Raw genomic sequence first — 15,205 nt, 5'->3', positions numbered from 1 at the left:
GTTTATCGGCCTCAGCGCCGTATGAAGCAAGCGATGACACGCAAAACTTGCATCCGCGTGACATTCTTTATGCGGCCGGTTTCGATCACGAAATCGGCCCGGCGGCGTTTTTCCGCATCGGGCGTCTGAAGCGACAGGATATGTGCCAGCCGCTTAGCCGTCATGCCCGGCCGCGCCATCACGCGACGCCGCTGGATCCAGGCCGGCGCGGACACCACCGCGATCGCATCCACTTTGCGCCAGCCGCCCTTTTCGAACAGCAATGGGATGTCGAGCACGACCAGCGGCCGCGCGCGATGGCGCCGCATGAAGCGTTTTCGTACTTCATGCAGGGCCGGGTAGATCAATGCTTCAAGCCGGGCGAGGGCGACATCATCACCCCACACCGCCTGACGCAGGGCTGCCCGATCCACGCCCGTTTCCGGACTGGTGGTGCCAGGATGCAGCGCCTCGATTTCCGGCAGCAGGGGGCTTCCCGGACCTTGCAGCCGATGGACTTCGGCATCGGCATCGAACACCGGCACGCCCTGCGCGCGGAACATCGCGGCGACGGTGGATTTTCCCATGCCGATCGATCCGGTGAGGCCCAATATCTTCATGCCGTGAGCAAGGCCCGCAATTCGGCGTCATACGTACGCGGCGCCGGCTGACCAAAGAACAGGCAAAATGCTTCGGCGGCCTGCCCGATCAGCATGTCCAGCCCATCCACCGCCCGCAGGCCGCGCTTGCGCGCCTCACCCAGCAATGCGGTTTCCAGCGGCGCATATACGATATCATATACCACCGCGTCGGGCGGAACGTTGCTGAAATCCACGGCCAGCGGTGGCGATCCGATCATGCCAAGCGAAGTGGCGTTGACGAACAGATCCAGCACCCCCGATCGATCACCCCAATCGAAATCCAGCGGCGCGCCGAAACTGTCGAGCGTCGCGACATGGGTATCAACCCCGTCGATCTCGGCACATAAGGCGGCGGCCTGGTCCGGATTGCGCGCGGCGATCACGATCGTGAACCCTTCACCCGCCAGTGCGTGGGCGACGGCTTTCGCCGCTCCCCCGGCGCCCATGATCCGGGCCATCCGGTAATAATGCGGTTCGGCCAACAAGCCGCGCAGCGGCTCAAGAAATCCAGCCGCGTCGGTATTATGGCCCACCAGCCCGTCACCGGTCGCAACAATGGTGTTCACCGCGCCGATTTTCGCCGCCACCGGATCGATCCTGTCGACGAACGGCATCACTGCCTGTTTGTGCGGCACGGTCACGTTGCAGCCGCGCCAACTCCCATCGGTCCTTCGGGTTGCAAGGAAATCTTCCAGTTCGGGTCCGCGCACATGGGTTTTCCCGTACTCGCCAGCAAGGCCAAGTTTCGCCAGCCAGAATCCGTGGATCAGCGGTGATTTCGAATGGGCGATCGGATCGCCGATCACTTCGGCATAAGGGACGGTCACGAACCTAGCACTCCACGGACACGCAGATAATCGAGCAAGGGCAGCAAGGGCAGGCCAAGAATGGTGAAATGGCTTCCGTCGATCCGGCTGAACAGCTGGGCGCCAAGCCCTTCCAGCCGATATCCGCCCACGCAGCCTGCGATAGCCGGCCATTCGGCGTCGAGATAGGTTTCAAGCCAGGCATCCGAAAAGGCGCGCATCGTGAGTTTCGCGACATCCACGTGCCGCCACACCGGTGCGCCGCCATGACAGATCACCGCCGCGCTGGTCAGCCGGTGGGTCGCCCCGCGCAAGGCGCGCAGCTGGTCTGCGGCATCTGCCCGATTTACCGGCTTGTCGAACATTGTGCCATCGTCGCAGGACAGGGTTTGATCGCACCCCAGCACCAGATCCTGCGGAAAGCGACGCGACAATTTGATCGCCTTCAGTTCGGCCAGCGCATCGGCCATCCGCCGCGCATCATTGCTATCCGCCTTGAGCGCAGCCTTGGCTGCATCCTCATCCACCCCCGGCGCCATGGCGTCATGTGGCACACCGGCGGCGGACAGCATTGCGCGCCGCGCCGCGGATTGCGAGGCCAGCACCAGTTTCACGCGTCATTCTCCTCGGGCTTGCGCCGTTCGTTGACCAGATTGATGATCGCCGCCGCCGTTTCCTCGATCGAACGGCGCGTCACATCGATCACCGGCCAGCCATTGTCCGAAAAGATGCGTCGGGCAAAGGCAAGTTCGGCGGCTACCGCTTCCTGATCGACATACGCCGTTTCCGGGCTTTGGTTGAGCGAAAGCAGCCGATTTCGCCGCACCTGAACCAGCCGGTCGGGGCTGGTGGTCAGCCCCACCACCAGCGGCTGTTTCAGCCGGAACAGCGAGGAAGGCGGCGGAGCTTCCGGCACCAGCGGGATATTGGCAACCTTATAGCCGCGATTGGCGAGGTAGATCGACGTCGGCGTTTTCGATGATCGCGAAACGCCGGCCAAGACGACATCGGCTTCCTCCCAATCTTCGGCGGCAATGCCGTCATCATGGGCGATGGTGAACTGGATTGCTTCGACCCGCGCGAAATAAGCAGCATCCAGCATGTGCTGGCGACCGGGGCGTGCCTTTGCTTCCTGGCCCAGCAGGCGCGACAGCGCCTCGATCACCGGATCTAGCGCTGAAACCGTCGGTAACCCCAACGCATGGCAACGCGTTTCCAGCCGCTGGCGCACCTCCAGATTGACGAGCGTGAAAATGACGAGGCCGGGGCGCTGGGCGATTTCGACCAACACCCGATCAAGATGGCCTTCGGATCGCACCATCGGCCAGAAATGCTTGATCGTCTCCACCCCATCGAACTGGGCTAGCCCGGCCTTGGCGATATTTTCCAGCGTCTCGCCGGTGGAATCGGACAGGAGATGAAGGTGCAGGCGGATCATCGGACCCGCCGCGGCGATTTGGGCATAGACCTGTGGAAAACCATGAGGGTGGCGCTAGCGTCAATCTGGGCATGGATTCAAGCGGGGGATTCAACACCCGTGATTCTGACTCGATTCAGCGAATTTTCCACAGCCACCCGGCACAATCCACAGCCTGTTGATAACGGGGAGCGATTCAACGACTCTGAGGCCCTGTTGGCTGACTCAATGAGTCAAGCTGTTGGCAAGAATGGGGCCAGCGAATAAACCCCGATTTGCCCACCCCCTACTTACCTCTACAGATTCCTTAAGAATCATAAGATTGGATAGTTATAGTGCGTGAATCTTCGGCCCAGAGCGTTCCCGCCAATCAGACGGACCGTCCGCTGCTGGCCGTCCTGCGCGGCGAACGACGTGATCCTCCGCCCGTCTGGCTGATGCGCCAGGCCGGTCGCTATCTGCCGGAATATCGCGCGCTACGGGCTGAAAAGGGGGGGTTTCTCGAACTCGTCCACGATAGCGCGGCCGCGGCTGAGGTAACGCTCCAGCCGATCCACCGTTTTGGCTTCGACGGAGCCATCCTGTTTTCGGATATCCTCGTCATCCCGCACGCGCTGGGACAGGATCTGTGGTTCGAAACCGGGGAGGGGCCACGCCTCGCGCCCAAGCTGGTCGATCACGCGCTGGCCGATCTGACGGCGGTTCCCGAACGGTTAAGCCCGGTATTCGAAACGGTGCGCCAGGTGCGCGCCCAATTGCCGGCGCAAACCACCCTCCTGGGCTTTGCCGGATCGCCCTGGACCGTGGCGACCTACATGGTGGCGGGGCAGGGCAGCCGGGAACAGGCGGAGGCCCGGCGGCTGGCCTATCGTGATCCGGTGGCGTTCCAGGCGATCGTGGATGCGATCGTGACAGCGACGGTGGATTATCTCTCGGGGCAGATCGCCGCGGGCGTCGATGCGATCCAGTTGTTCGACAGCTGGGCCGGCAGTCTTTCGCCCGCGCAGTTCGAACGCTGGGTCATCGCGCCTACGGTGACGATCGTCGATCGGCTGCGCACGCGCCATCCGGATACGCCCATCATCGGCTTTCCGAAGGGGGCAGGGGGCAAGCTCCCCGCTTATGCCCGCGAAACCCGCGTGGATGCGCTCGGACTGGATGAAACCGTTGATCCGCGCTGGGCCGATGCAAGCTTGCCGGAAGGTTTGCCCGTCCAGGGCAATCTCGATCCGTTGGCGTTGATCACCGGCGGTGAAGCGTTGGAAAGCGCGGTGACCGATATTCGCGCCGCATTCCCGGCCCGGCCGCATGTGTTCAACCTGGGCCATGGCATTTTGCCCGATGCGCCGATCGCACATGTCGAACGCTTGCTCGAACTGCTTCGGGCGCGCTAGAGCGATATCATGGACTTCGCGAGCGTGCTTCCCGGTATCGGCTTTCTGGGCGCCGCCTATCCATGGGTGAAGGCTGCCCATATCATTTTCGTCATCTTCTGGATGGCGGGATTGTTCATGCTGCCGCGCTTTCTGGTTTATCATCAGCCGGTGCCGCCGGGTTCGGCTGAAGATCGCCTGTGGATTCACCGTGAAGACCGGCTGCGCAAGATCATCATCAATCCCGCGATGATCATTGTCTGGGTGATCGGGTTGATGCTTGCGGTGAATGTCGGCGCCTTCAGCGAGGGCTGGTTTCACGCCAAATTTGCCGCCGTCTTCGCTCTGTCCGCTTATCATGGCTGGGCGGTGGGCTATTCGAAGCGGATGGCGCGGGGCTTCCGCCCGGTGAGCGACAAGCCGCTGAGGATCATGAACGAGGTTCCCGGCATCGCCACGGCGATTATCGTCATCCTGGTGATCGTCCGGCCCTTCTGACGGTCTTTGCCCGCGTTTCTCCCTCCGATGCTATCCGTCAGGCCCGATCGACATCGGGCTGGGCGTGGATTCCGTGATTTCTGCTGGTGTTAGGGTTGCGCGGACTATCCGGCGTGTCGTCTTTTGGCCCGGTTTCGCGTGATCCTTCTGCCCCGGGCAAGGAAATCAGATGCCCGCTCTGCTTGACTTGAGTCGGTGGCATGCGTACCGCGCGGAACAGAGGCTTGCCGTCCGTGCTAGGCCGATCTCCTGATTACATCGCCGCACCGCGCGCTTTCTGCCGCTTTTTCCGCCCGGGAATATCCGATGCATCTCAAAGACCTGAAGAAGAAAACTCCCGCCGAACTGGTCGCCATGGCCGAAGAACTCGGTGTCGAAGGCGCGTCGACCTTGCGCAAGCAGGACCTGATGTTCGCGATTCTCAAGGTTCAGGCGGAGAATGGCGAACAGATTATGGGCCTCGGCACGATCGAGGTGTTGCCGGATGGCTTCGGCTTTCTGCGCAGCCCCGAAGCGAATTATCTCGCCGGTCCTGACGATATCTACATTTCGCCCAATCAGGTCCGCAAATTCGGTTTGCGCACCGGCGATACGGTGGAAGGCGAAATCCGCGGACCCAAGGATGGCGAACGCTATTTCGCGCTGACCCGGCTGGTTTCGGTCAATTTCGATGATCCCGATGTCGTCCGCCATCGCGTCAATTTCGACAATCTCACGCCGCTTTACCCCGAACAGAAGCTGACGCTCGATCCACAGGATCCGACCGTCAAGGACAAGTCGGCCCGCGTCATCGATATCGTGGCGCCGCAGGGCAAGGGCCAGCGCGCGCTGATAGTGGCGCCGCCGCGCGTCGGTAAGACGGTTCTGCTGCAGAATATCGCCAAGGCGATCACCGATAACCATCCCGAAGTGTTCCTGATCGTGCTGCTGATCGATGAGCGGCCCGAGGAAGTGACCGACATGCAGCGGTCGGTGAAGGGCGAGGTCATCTCCTCCACCTTCGACGAACCCGCGCAGCGCCACGTCCAGGTCGCTGAAATGGTGATCGAAAAGGCCAAGCGCCTTGTCGAACACAAGAAGGACGTGGTGATCCTGCTCGACAGCATCACCCGGCTTGGCCGCGCCTACAACACCGTCGTCCCCTCATCGGGCAAGGTGCTGACCGGCGGTGTCGACGCCAATGCGCTGCAGCGGCCCAAGCGTTTCTTCGGCGCGGCCCGCAACATCGAAGAAGGCGGCTCGCTGTCGATCATCGCCACCGCGCTGATCGATACCGGCAGCCGCATGGACGAAGTGATCTTCGAAGAATTCAAGGGCACCGGCAATTCCGAAATCGTGCTCGATCGCAAGGTCGCGGACAAGCGCATCTTCCCGGCGATGGACGTCGGCAAGTCGGGCACGCGCAAGGAAGAATTGCTCGTCGACAAGGGCAAGCTGTCGAAGATGTGGGTCCTGCGCCGCATCCTCATGCAGATGGGCACGATCGACGCGATGGAATTCCTGCTCGACAAGATGAAGGATTCGAAGACCAATGAGGATTTCTTCGATTCCATGAATCAGTAAGCGAATCTCAGCTCCTCCGGCGGCCGGTGTGGCGGATGGGGAGGGGGTTGAAATGCAACATATCATGTCGCGGCCGTGCTGCTTGCAAAGGCGGTAGGCGACAGCGCCTTCACTTGGCTACATTGTGGCGATCCGGCTGGAAATCGTCCGGCGGCTGGGAACAGCGTTCAAGGTAAGGTCCATGCTCGAACTTTGGCAGCACATCGTCGCCGATTTTTCCAATATCGGATCGCCCGCCGCACTGGCCGCATTCGGCCAGGTGCTGATGATCGATATCATGCTGGCCGGCGACAATGCGATCGTGGTGGGCGCCCTGGCCGCCGGATTGCCGGCCGATCAGCGCCGCAAGGTGATCATGATCGGCATCGTTGCCGCGCTCGTCCTGCGGATCGCCTTCGCGCTTGTCGTGACCCAGCTCATGCAGATTGTCGGCCTGATATTCGCCGGCGGCCTGTTGCTTTTGTGGGTGTCGTGGAAGATGTACCGCGAACTGCACCCGGCCGGCGGGAGCGCGGGATCGCCCGAAATTGCCGGGGACGAGCATTCGGGCGTGCCGTCGGCCAAGAGTTTCGCCGGGGCTGCATGGGCCGTGGCCGTAGCCGATGTCAGCATGAGCCTGGATAATGTCCTTGCGGTAGCCGGCGCGGCGCGTGACCACCCCGGCATTCTGATCGTCGGCCTGATCCTGTCGGTTGCCTTGATGGGCGTCGCTGCCAATTTCATCGCCCGTTATATCGAACGGTATCGCTGGATCGCGTATGTCGGCCTGGTGGTCATCGTTTATGTCGCCGGCAAGATGATTTATGACGGTTGGGTCGATCCGTCTGTCGGCGTGATGCACCTGTTCGGTTAAAGCCGGGTGCGGGGTCTTACCCGCGACCGGTCAGCACCGGGATCAGGGTAGCAGGATTGTCGATCCCGTCGTAGCGCGGGATTCCAGCGCACGGTGCGCCGCGGCTGCATCGCTCAGTGGGAAATGCTGGCCGATCGCGGGCTGGATTATGCCATCGGCGATCAGCGCGAACAGCCGTTCACCGGCGATGCGGCGTTCGGCCTGATCCTCAAGATAATCGAACATGGTCGGCCGGGTCAGAAAGATCGAACCCGCGCGCAGCAGATCCAGCGGCGAAACCGGGGGCACCGGTCCCGACGCATTGCCATAGGTGACGAGGATGCCGCGTTTGGCGACGCTGGCGAGCGACGCGGCCCAGCTATCCGCACCCACCCCGTCGAGTATGGCGTCGGCGCCTCGTCCATCGGTGATGGCGCGGACCTCGCTGGCCAGTGTATCGAAACCGCAATGCAGGGCATAAGCCGCACCGGCCGCTTTGGCGCGCTCCGCTTTGGCCGGGCTGCCGGCATGGGCGATCACCGTTGCGCCTACCGCATTCAGCCAGGGGACCAGCAACGATCCCACGCCACCGGCGGCTGCGTGGACCAGCACCGTCTGGCCCGGCCTGACATGCGCACAGCGTTCCACCAGCATCCACGCGGTCAGCCCCTTGAGCAGAACCGCCGCGGCGACATCTGCACCAATGGCGTCGGGCAACGGATATAGCCGGTCGGCAAGGCTGACGCCATGTGTGGCGTAGGTGCCGGGCATCTGCGCGACATACGCAACCCGGCGGCCGATCCATGTCGGGTCGACGCCATCGCCGACGGCATCAACCGTTCCGGCAGCCTCCGTGCCCAAACCGGCTGGCAAGGGCAGGGGGTACAGGCCTTCGCGATGATAGGTGTCGATGAAATTGACGCCGATGGCGGCGTGGCGGATGCGCGCTTCACCGGGGCCGGGGGTGGGCAGCGCGATATCCTCGCGTTCGATTACCTCCGGTCCGCCGGTTTGGCGAACGATCATCCGCCACGCCGTGTTCATACCAGATGCTCGGCGAAGAAGGCGCTGCTGCGCCCATCGGCCAGCGTGGCAGCGGCTTCGTCCCGGCGCTTGCCGAACTGGGTGGCAAAGCCATGATCCAGCCCTTCATAATCGTGCAGCGTCACGCGCGGATGGCTATCAAGCCCGTCATGCATCGCCTTTTGCGCGGCCGGCGGGACGAAGCCGTCACTGGTCGGGATATGCAGCATCAACGGGCGGGCGATCGCGTGGCTTTCACCCAGCAGCCCGTCAATACCGACACCGTAATAACCGACGCTGGCATCGATATCGGTGCGTGCGGCCGCCATATAGGCCAGCCTTCCGCCGAGGCAGTAACCCACCGCGCCGACCTTGCCGCCATTGACCAGCGCGCGGGCAGCGCGGATCGTTGCTTCGATATCCTCGATGCCCTTTTGCTGGTCGAACTTGGGGAACAGATCGAGCGCCTGTTGCAACTGCGTATCCGGATCCAGTTCGATACCCGGTTCCAGCCGCCAGAACAGATCGGGTGCGATTGCCAGGTAGCCATCCTTTGCCAGGCTATCGCATTTATCGCGAATGCCCGCGTTGATGCCGAACACCTCCTGGATCACGATGATCGCTGCCTTGGCGTTGCCTCCGGCGGGTTCGGCCACATAGGCATTGAAATTGCCGCTGCCGTCCAGCGCGGTGATCGCGATCGTATTTCCCATCGATCAAACCTTCTCTTGTTCGTGATTGAGGAGCCAATATTTGGTCGTGATACCATCGCCCCCGGTATAATGGCCGATCGCGCCAGCGGCGGCGAGCACGCGGTGGCAGGGGACGATGATTGGTAACGGATTGCGCCGGCATGCTTGCCCTACGGCGCGTGGCGATGATGCGATCTGGCGGGCGATTTCGCCGTAACTGGCTGTATCACCATATGGAATCGCGCAGATCGCAGCGCGATGGGCTTCGCCTCGCGGGGATAAAAGCGGTGCAAGCGGCAGGTCGAACCGGTCCAGCCGGCCATCGAACCAGGCGGCCAGCTGGGCGATTGCTTCCCGAAGCAGGGGATTGGGATCGTCAGTCTGTTCTGGCACGCCGATCCGCAATCCGGTCAGCGCGATCGGCGAAGCTGACACGAAAATCGGTCCGATCGGGCTTTGGAATGTTGCGTGCGACATGGACCCTTCTCCCCGAACGCTTTACCAGCATGGGGAGTGCTCGCTCAAGCCAGGGGACGATCAATATGAAGATCAGCGTCGATGTGGATTGCACGCCGGAAGAGGCGCGTCGCTTCATGGGGCTTCCCGATCTCAGCAGCGTGCATGAAATCTATCTGGGCAAGATGAAACGCACGATCGAAGAAGGCATCACGCCCGACATGGTATCGAACCTGATCCAGAATTGGGCGCCCATGGGCGAAGCTGGGATGGGGGTGTGGCGGCAGTTGTTCGATCAGATGAGCGGTTCCGCCAAGAAGTGAATCCTGATGGAAACAGGGCGGCATGACGATGTCCGGGACGATTTTCGCCTTGTCGAGCGGATCGCCGCCGGCGGCGATCGGGGTGATCCGGATCAGCGGGCCGGCGGCGGTTGATGCGTTCATGGCGCTGGCCGGATCGCTTCCGCGGGCGCGCCAGGCGTCGTTGCGCTGGCTGGTGGATCCGGCCAGTGGCGCCAGGCTCGATCATGCGTTGTGCTTGTGGTTTCCCGGGCCGCGCACCGCGACGGGGGAGGACCTGGCCGAATTTCACGTTCATGGCGGCCGGGCGGTTGTTGCAGCGGTGCAGCAGGCGCTTGGCCGGTTGCCGGGGGTGCGGCCGGCACAGGCGGGTGAGTTCACACGACGCGCCTTTGCCAATGGCGTGATGGATCTGGCCGAAGCCGAAGGGCTGGCCGATCTGCTGGCGGCGGAAACCGAAATGCAGCGGCGCAACGCGCTAGCGGTTGTCGGTGGTGCGCTCAGCCATCGTGTCGATGACTGGCGTCATGCCATCCTGGAAGCATCGGCGCGGATCGAAGCGATCCTCGATTTCGGGGATGAAGGCGACGTTCCGTCGGACGAGGCACCGGCGCGGGCGATTGCGGCGCGCGTCAGCGACGATATTGCCGCGATGCTCGCCGGCCCGCCGGTCGAACGCCTGCGCGATGGCGTTCGTGTCGTTTTGGCCGGCCCGCCTAACGCCGGCAAGTCGACCTTGTTCAACGCGCTTGCCGGGCGTGATGCGGCGATCGTAACCGATATTCCCGGTACGACGCGGGATTTGATCGAAGCGCCGGTTTCGCTTGATGGCTGGCCCTTGCTGTTGATCGATACGGCGGGCCTGCGTGACGGGGATGATCCGGTTGAACGGATCGGCATTGCCCGTGCGGCCAATGCGGTCGACGATGCGGATATCCTGTTGTGGCTCGGTGATCCTGCGACGGCGCCGATATCGTCCGCGACGATCAAGCTTGCGGCGCGATGCGATGTTGCCGGGGTGCGGGCGGGTGCCGTTGATCTTTCGGTGTCTGCCGTCACGGGGCAGGGGATGGATCGATTGCGCGCCTTGCTGGTCGAGCGGGCGGCAGCGTTGTTGCCGCGTGAATCCGAAATCGCGATCAATGCGCGTCAACGCGCGGCGCTTGGCGAAGCAATGTCGGCATTGCGCCTGGGCGACATGCCGGACGCGTTGTTGTTCGCCGAAGGTCTGCGGATGGCGCGCCTTGCGCTTGATCGGGTCACCGGCCGGGCGGGAATCGAAGACATGCTCGATGGGCTGTTCGGCCGTTTCTGCATCGGAAAATGATGTTCCACGTGGAACAACTTTGACTTGATCGGCCCTGTCGCATAGCGGCTGGGGCCATGTCCGACAGTTTCGATATCATCGTCGTCGGTGGCGGCCACGCCGGTACTGAAGCCGCTGCCGCTGCCGCCCGCATGGGTGCTCGCGTTGCACTGGTATCGATGCGGCGGGACATGATCGGCGCGATGTCCTGCAATCCTGCGATCGGCGGCCTCGGCAAGGGACATCTGGTCCGCGAAGTTGATGCGTGCGACGGGCTGATCGGCCGCGCCGCCGATCATGCGGCGATCCATTATCGGATGCTCAATGGCAGCAAGGGTGCGGCGGTACAGGGGCCGCGCGTCCAGGCCGACCGGAAACGCTATACCGCCGCCATCCACGCGATGTTGGCCGATCTGCCAACCTTATCGATTGTGGAAGGCGAGGTCGCGTCATTGATCCTGCAGGGGATCGATGATCGCGATGTCCGGGGTATCGTGCTGGCCGATGGCCGTTCGCTACCGGCGCGCGCCGTGGTGCTCGCCACAGGAACCTTCCTCAACGCCCGCCTCCATTTCGGAATGGATAGCGTCGTTGGCGGTCGCGTCGGGGAAGGGGCTTCGGTTCTTCTGGCGGATCAATTGCGTCAGCAACTCGCTTTGCCGATTGCCCGCCTGAAGACGGGTACGCCGCCGCGCATCGATGGCCGCACGATCGACTGGGCGGCGCTGGAACGGCAGGAATCCGATAGCGATCCGTGGACGATGTCGCCCATGGGGCCGGGCCGGGTTGCGCCGCAGCTATTCTGCGCGATCACGCGCACCACAACGGAAACACATGCGATCATTCGCGCGGGCCTCGATCGTTCGCCGCTTTATGCCGGGGTGATCGAAGGGCAGGGGCCGCGTTACTGCCCGTCGATCGAAGACAAGGTGGTCCGTTTCGGCGATCGCGACGGGCACCAGATCTTTCTCGAACCTGAAGGCCTCGACACGCATCTCGTTTACCCCAATGGCATTTCCACATCGCTTCCCATCGATGTGCAGGATGCCATGGTGCGCAGCATCGCCGGGCTTCAGCGCGCCGTGATCGTGCAACCGGGTTATGCCGTCGAATATGATCATATCGATCCGCGCGCGCTGGACAGCCGGCTTGCCGTACGCGGGGTGAGCGGATTGTTTCTGGCCGGGCAGATCAACGGCACGACCGGCTATGAGGAGGCCGCCGCCCAGGGGCTGGTCGCCGGGCTGTCTGCGGCGGCCGAGGTGGCGGATCGGTCGCCGATGCGGTTCGATCGCACCGAAAGCTATATTGGCGTGATGGTCGACGATCTGGTCCTCCACGGCGTGACCGAACCCTATCGGATGCTGACGGCGCGCGCGGAATATCGATTGCGGCTTCGGGCCGACAACGCCCATGCCCGCCTGACCGGGGCGGCGATCGCGGCAGGAGCGGTGGGCGCCGATCGCCGGGAATGGTTTGAACGGCGTAGCGCGATGCTCACCCAGATCGCCGCGGCGACGACCGCGCGTGTTTCCGCCGACCGCATGATCACGGCCGGTGCGGAGGTTACGCGCGACGGTAGCGTCCATAGCCTTGCCGAGTGGTTGCGCTTTCCGGGTGTGGGACGAGAGGTTTTGCTAAGCCTCGCGCCCGAACTGGCCGTGGTGCCGACGGATGTGATCGACGAATTTCGCACCGATGCGCACTACGCCCCCTATCTTGCGCGGCAGGAGGATGAGATCCGTCGTTTGCGGGCCGACGAGGCCGTGCTGTTGCCCGGCGATCTCGATTATGAAGGGATACCCGGCCTGTCGAACGAAATGGTCGAACTGCTGGGCAAGGCCCGCCCGGAAACGATCGGCGCGGCCGCCCGGATGCGCGGAATCACGCCCGCTGCGTTGGCCGCGATTCTGGTCCAGGTGCGGCGGCGCGCGGCATGACGGAGGATGAAGCCCGCGCCTGGATCGCCGATCATATCGATGTTCCACGTGAAACATGGGAGCGGCTCGACACGCTGGTCGCCTGTGTGGTCGAAGAAAGCGGCCGGCAAAATCTGATCGCGGCATCGACCGTCCCGGCCATCTGGGCGCGCCATATCGTCGATTCCGCCCAGCTGCTGCGCTTTGGCGTTCCGGGGCCGTGGCTTGATCTGGGGGCCGGCGCCGGCTTTCCCGGCCTGGTTGTCGCGGCCTTTGGCGGACGGGCCGTGACCCTGGTGGAATCGCGGCGCAAGCGGATCGATTTTCTTGTCGAAACGGCCGATCGGATGGGGATTGCCGATCTGGTGACGGTGGTGGGCCAGCGGCTCGAAATAGTCGAATCGCAGCCATTTTCAGTAATCAGCGCGCGGGCGTTCGCACCGCTCGACCGGCTGTTGGCACTGGCGCATCGGTTTGCGACGCCGACGACGCAATGGGTGCTGCCAAAGGGACGAAGCGCGCAAACCGAACTGGATCATGTGCGCCAAACGTGGCAGGGTGCCTTTCGGATCGAAGCGAGCGTCACCGATCCCGAAGCGGGCGTCGTCGTCGCCACCAATGTCAGGCCGAAAACTCTGAGCGCGGGGAAAGCACGATGATTCGGATTGCGATCGCCAACCAGAAGGGCGGGGTGGGCAAGACCACCACCGCGATCAACATGGCGACGGCGCTGGCGGCGACGGGATCGCGCGTGCTGCTGATCGATCTGGATCCGCAGGGTAATGCGTCGACCGGTCTTGGTGTCGATCAGGCGGCGCGGGTGCGATCGTCTTATGAATTGCTGACAGGGGATGCGACCGTTGCCGAAGCGGTGATCGCGACGCGGGTGCCGCGGCTCGATCTGATCGCCGCGACGGTCGATCTGTCGGGTGCCGAGATCGAACTGATCGACTTTGAGAACCGCACGCATCGCCTGGACGATGCGCTAAGCGCCGCACCGCCGGGGCGCTGGGATATCTGCCTGGTTGATTGCCCCCCGTCGCTTGGCCTGTTGACGGTCAACGCGCTGGTTGCCGCGCAATCCTTGCTGGTGCCGCTGCAGTGCGAGTTTTTTGCGCTGGAAGGGTTGAGCCAGTTGCTCACCACGATTGAACGGGTGCGCGCGCGCTTCAACCCGGAACTGCGCATTCTCGGGATTGCGCTCACCATGTATGATCGGCGCAATCGCCTGTCCGAACAGGTTTCGCAGGATGTGCGCGCAACGCTTGGCGCGGTGGTTTTCCAGACGGTGATTCCGCGCAACGTGCGCTTGTCCGAAGCGCCCAGCCATGGGGTTCCCGCCTTGATTTATGATTATCGGTGTGCCGGATCGGAAGCCTATATGGCGCTGGCCCGTGAATTGATCGCGCGTCTTCCCAAGCCGGCGGTGGCCGCGTGAGCGAGGACGCGGCGATCCGCCGCCGTCCTTCGGGGCTTGGCCGGGGTCTGTCGGCTTTATTGGGTGAAGCCGCGCGCGAACAGCCGGTGGCGCAGGATGGCGCTGAACCGCGCGCACCGGGTGTTCAGATCGTCGCCGTCGCGGCGATCCGCCCCCATCCGGGGCAGCCGCGCCGTCGCTTCAACGAAGATGCGCTGGATGAACTGGCCCAGTCGATCCGCACCCGTGGGGTGATCCAGCCGATCGTGGTGCGGCCGCACGGCACGTCGTTCCAGATCGTGGCCGGCGAGCGTCGCTGGCGCGCGGCACAACGCGCCCAGCTGCATGAAGTGCCGGTGATCGTGCGCGATTTCAGCGAAGCGGAAACGCTTGAAGTTGCGCTGATCGAAAATATCCAGCGGGAAGATCTCAACGCGATCGAAGAAGCCGAGGCCTATAGCCGGCTGATCCGCGATTATGGCCATACGCAGGAAGTGCTGGGCCGGCTGGTTGCCAAATCGCGCAGCCATGTCGCCAATCTCCTGCGGTTGCTGGATTTGCCTGCCCCGGTGCGCGGGATGGTGGCGGATGGCGCGCTGTCGATGGGCCATGCGCGCGCGCTGATCACGGCGAGCGATGCCGAAACGCTGGCGCGCGAAGTGGTCGACAAGGGGCTTTCGGTGCGGGAGACCGAAATGCTCGCCCGCAAGGCGAAGGGGGCAACCGGCCGGGCCGCCCCTGCCGAACCCAAGAATGGCGATGCGGATATCGCCGCGCTGGAACGGCAGCTTGGCGACATGCTCGGGCTGCGCGTTTCGATCCAGCATGATGGGCAGGGCGGGGCGGTGACGCTGGCTTATTCGTCGCTCGATCAACTCGACATGATCTGCCAGCGATTGAGTGGCGAACCGATCTGAAACGGCGCGTGGGGCAAGGGGTTAACCCCTTGCCCCGTAGCCCCGGTTGCCGATAATCCAGTGT

General features: G+C 63.3%; 17 protein-coding genes. 10 read left to right on the top strand and 7 right to left on the bottom strand.

The window, feature by feature from the left end:
* Positions 1-11: 11 nt before the first annotated feature.
* Genes coaE through KC8_RS12485 form a run of 4 tightly spaced genes read right to left on the bottom strand, consistent with a single transcriptional unit; the run spans position 12 to position 2,864 of the window.
* Complete coding sequence (gene coaE, locus KC8_RS12500) at positions 12-599, bottom strand: dephospho-CoA kinase (protein ID WP_010123112.1); 588 nt, start codon at positions 597-599, stop codon at positions 12-14.
* Positions 596-1,447, bottom strand: coding sequence for a shikimate dehydrogenase (gene aroE, locus KC8_RS12495; RefSeq protein WP_010123113.1), 852 nt, complete (start codon positions 1,445-1,447; stop codon positions 596-598). Before aroE ends, coaE begins: the two co-directional genes overlap by 4 nt.
* Positions 1,444-2,040 carry a Maf family protein gene (locus KC8_RS12490; protein WP_010123114.1) on the bottom strand — a complete coding sequence of 199 codons (597 nt, stop codon included), beginning with the start codon at positions 2,038-2,040 and terminating at the stop codon, positions 1,444-1,446. Before KC8_RS12490 ends, aroE begins: the two co-directional genes overlap by 4 nt.
* A complete protein-coding gene (locus tag KC8_RS12485; protein ID WP_010123116.1) occupies positions 2,037-2,864 on the bottom strand; it encodes a pyruvate, water dikinase regulatory protein in 828 nt (275 codons plus the stop codon). Before KC8_RS12485 ends, KC8_RS12490 begins: the two co-directional genes overlap by 4 nt.
* 314 nt (positions 2,865-3,178) lie before the next feature.
* Here KC8_RS12485 and hemE point away from each other — a divergent pair, with 314 nt between their 5' ends.
* The 4 genes from hemE (at position 3,179) to KC8_RS12465 (ending at position 7,130) form a co-directional block, all read left to right on the top strand.
* Positions 3,179-4,237 (top strand): uroporphyrinogen decarboxylase, encoded by a 1,059-nt coding sequence (hemE, locus tag KC8_RS12480; RefSeq protein WP_010123118.1) that lies wholly within the window; start codon positions 3,179-3,181, stop codon positions 4,235-4,237.
* Between the two features lie 9 nt (positions 4,238-4,246).
* Positions 4,247-4,714, top strand: a complete 468-nt coding sequence (locus tag KC8_RS12475; protein ID WP_010123119.1) for a CopD family protein — start codon at positions 4,247-4,249, stop codon at positions 4,712-4,714.
* A 306-nt stretch (positions 4,715-5,020) separates the two neighbouring features.
* Complete coding sequence (rho, locus tag KC8_RS12470) at positions 5,021-6,277, top strand: transcription termination factor Rho (protein ID WP_010123120.1); 1,257 nt, start codon at positions 5,021-5,023, stop codon at positions 6,275-6,277.
* Positions 6,278-6,458: 181 nt separating this feature from the next.
* A complete protein-coding gene (locus tag KC8_RS12465) occupies positions 6,459-7,130 on the top strand; it encodes a TerC family protein (RefSeq protein ID WP_037494932.1) in 672 nt (223 codons plus the stop codon).
* A 42-nt stretch (positions 7,131-7,172) separates the two neighbouring features.
* Here KC8_RS12465 and KC8_RS12460 read toward each other — a convergent pair whose 3' ends face one another.
* The 3 genes from KC8_RS12460 to KC8_RS12450 are packed head-to-tail and all read right to left on the bottom strand — an operon-like array spanning position 7,173 to position 9,301.
* Complete coding sequence (locus KC8_RS12460; protein WP_010123122.1) at positions 7,173-8,153, bottom strand: quinone oxidoreductase family protein; 981 nt, start codon at positions 8,151-8,153, stop codon at positions 7,173-7,175.
* Positions 8,150-8,845, bottom strand: coding sequence for a dienelactone hydrolase family protein (locus KC8_RS12455; RefSeq protein ID WP_010123123.1), 696 nt, complete (start codon positions 8,843-8,845; stop codon positions 8,150-8,152). The genes KC8_RS12460 and KC8_RS12455 overlap by 4 nt, the downstream gene beginning before the upstream one ends.
* A 3-nt stretch (positions 8,846-8,848) precedes the next feature.
* Entirely contained in the window at positions 8,849-9,301 is a 453-nt protein-coding gene (locus tag KC8_RS12450; protein ID WP_010123125.1) for a methylated-DNA--[protein]-cysteine S-methyltransferase, read from the bottom strand.
* A gap of 65 nt (positions 9,302-9,366) precedes the next feature.
* Between KC8_RS12450 and KC8_RS12445 the strand changes: the two genes are divergently transcribed.
* The 6 genes from KC8_RS12445 to KC8_RS12420 are packed head-to-tail and all read left to right on the top strand — an operon-like array spanning position 9,367 to position 15,141.
* The gene (locus tag KC8_RS12445; RefSeq protein ID WP_010123127.1) at positions 9,367-9,603 is read left to right on the top strand and encodes a DUF6489 family protein; all 237 of its coding nucleotides are present in this window, start codon (positions 9,367-9,369) and stop codon (positions 9,601-9,603) included.
* Between the two features lie 28 nt (positions 9,604-9,631).
* Positions 9,632-10,909, top strand: a complete 1,278-nt coding sequence (mnmE, locus tag KC8_RS12440; protein ID WP_029624210.1) for a tRNA uridine-5-carboxymethylaminomethyl(34) synthesis GTPase MnmE — start codon at positions 9,632-9,634, stop codon at positions 10,907-10,909.
* A 56-nt stretch (positions 10,910-10,965) separates the two neighbouring features.
* Positions 10,966-12,828, top strand: a complete 1,863-nt coding sequence (mnmG, locus tag KC8_RS12435; RefSeq protein ID WP_010123131.1) for a tRNA uridine-5-carboxymethylaminomethyl(34) synthesis enzyme MnmG — start codon at positions 10,966-10,968, stop codon at positions 12,826-12,828.
* On the top strand, positions 12,825-13,466 hold the full coding sequence (locus KC8_RS12430; RefSeq protein WP_010123132.1) for a 16S rRNA (guanine(527)-N(7))-methyltransferase RsmG: 642 nt from the start codon (positions 12,825-12,827) through the stop codon (positions 13,464-13,466). Before mnmG ends, KC8_RS12430 begins: the two co-directional genes overlap by 4 nt.
* Complete coding sequence (locus KC8_RS12425; RefSeq protein ID WP_010123133.1) at positions 13,463-14,245, top strand: ParA family protein; 783 nt, start codon at positions 13,463-13,465, stop codon at positions 14,243-14,245. The genes KC8_RS12430 and KC8_RS12425 overlap by 4 nt, the downstream gene beginning before the upstream one ends.
* The gene (locus KC8_RS12420; RefSeq protein WP_010123134.1) at positions 14,242-15,141 is read left to right on the top strand and encodes a ParB/RepB/Spo0J family partition protein; all 900 of its coding nucleotides are present in this window, start codon (positions 14,242-14,244) and stop codon (positions 15,139-15,141) included. The genes KC8_RS12425 and KC8_RS12420 overlap by 4 nt, the downstream gene beginning before the upstream one ends.
* The last annotated feature ends 64 nt before the right edge of the window (positions 15,142-15,205 follow it).

This window comes from Sphingomonas sp. KC8, from assembly GCF_002151445.1.
Taxonomy (GTDB): Bacteria; Pseudomonadota; Alphaproteobacteria; order Sphingomonadales; family Sphingomonadaceae; genus Sphingomonas_E.
The sequence above is the reverse complement of the archived record's forward strand: the minus strand, read 5'-3'. Positions and strand labels throughout refer to the sequence as shown.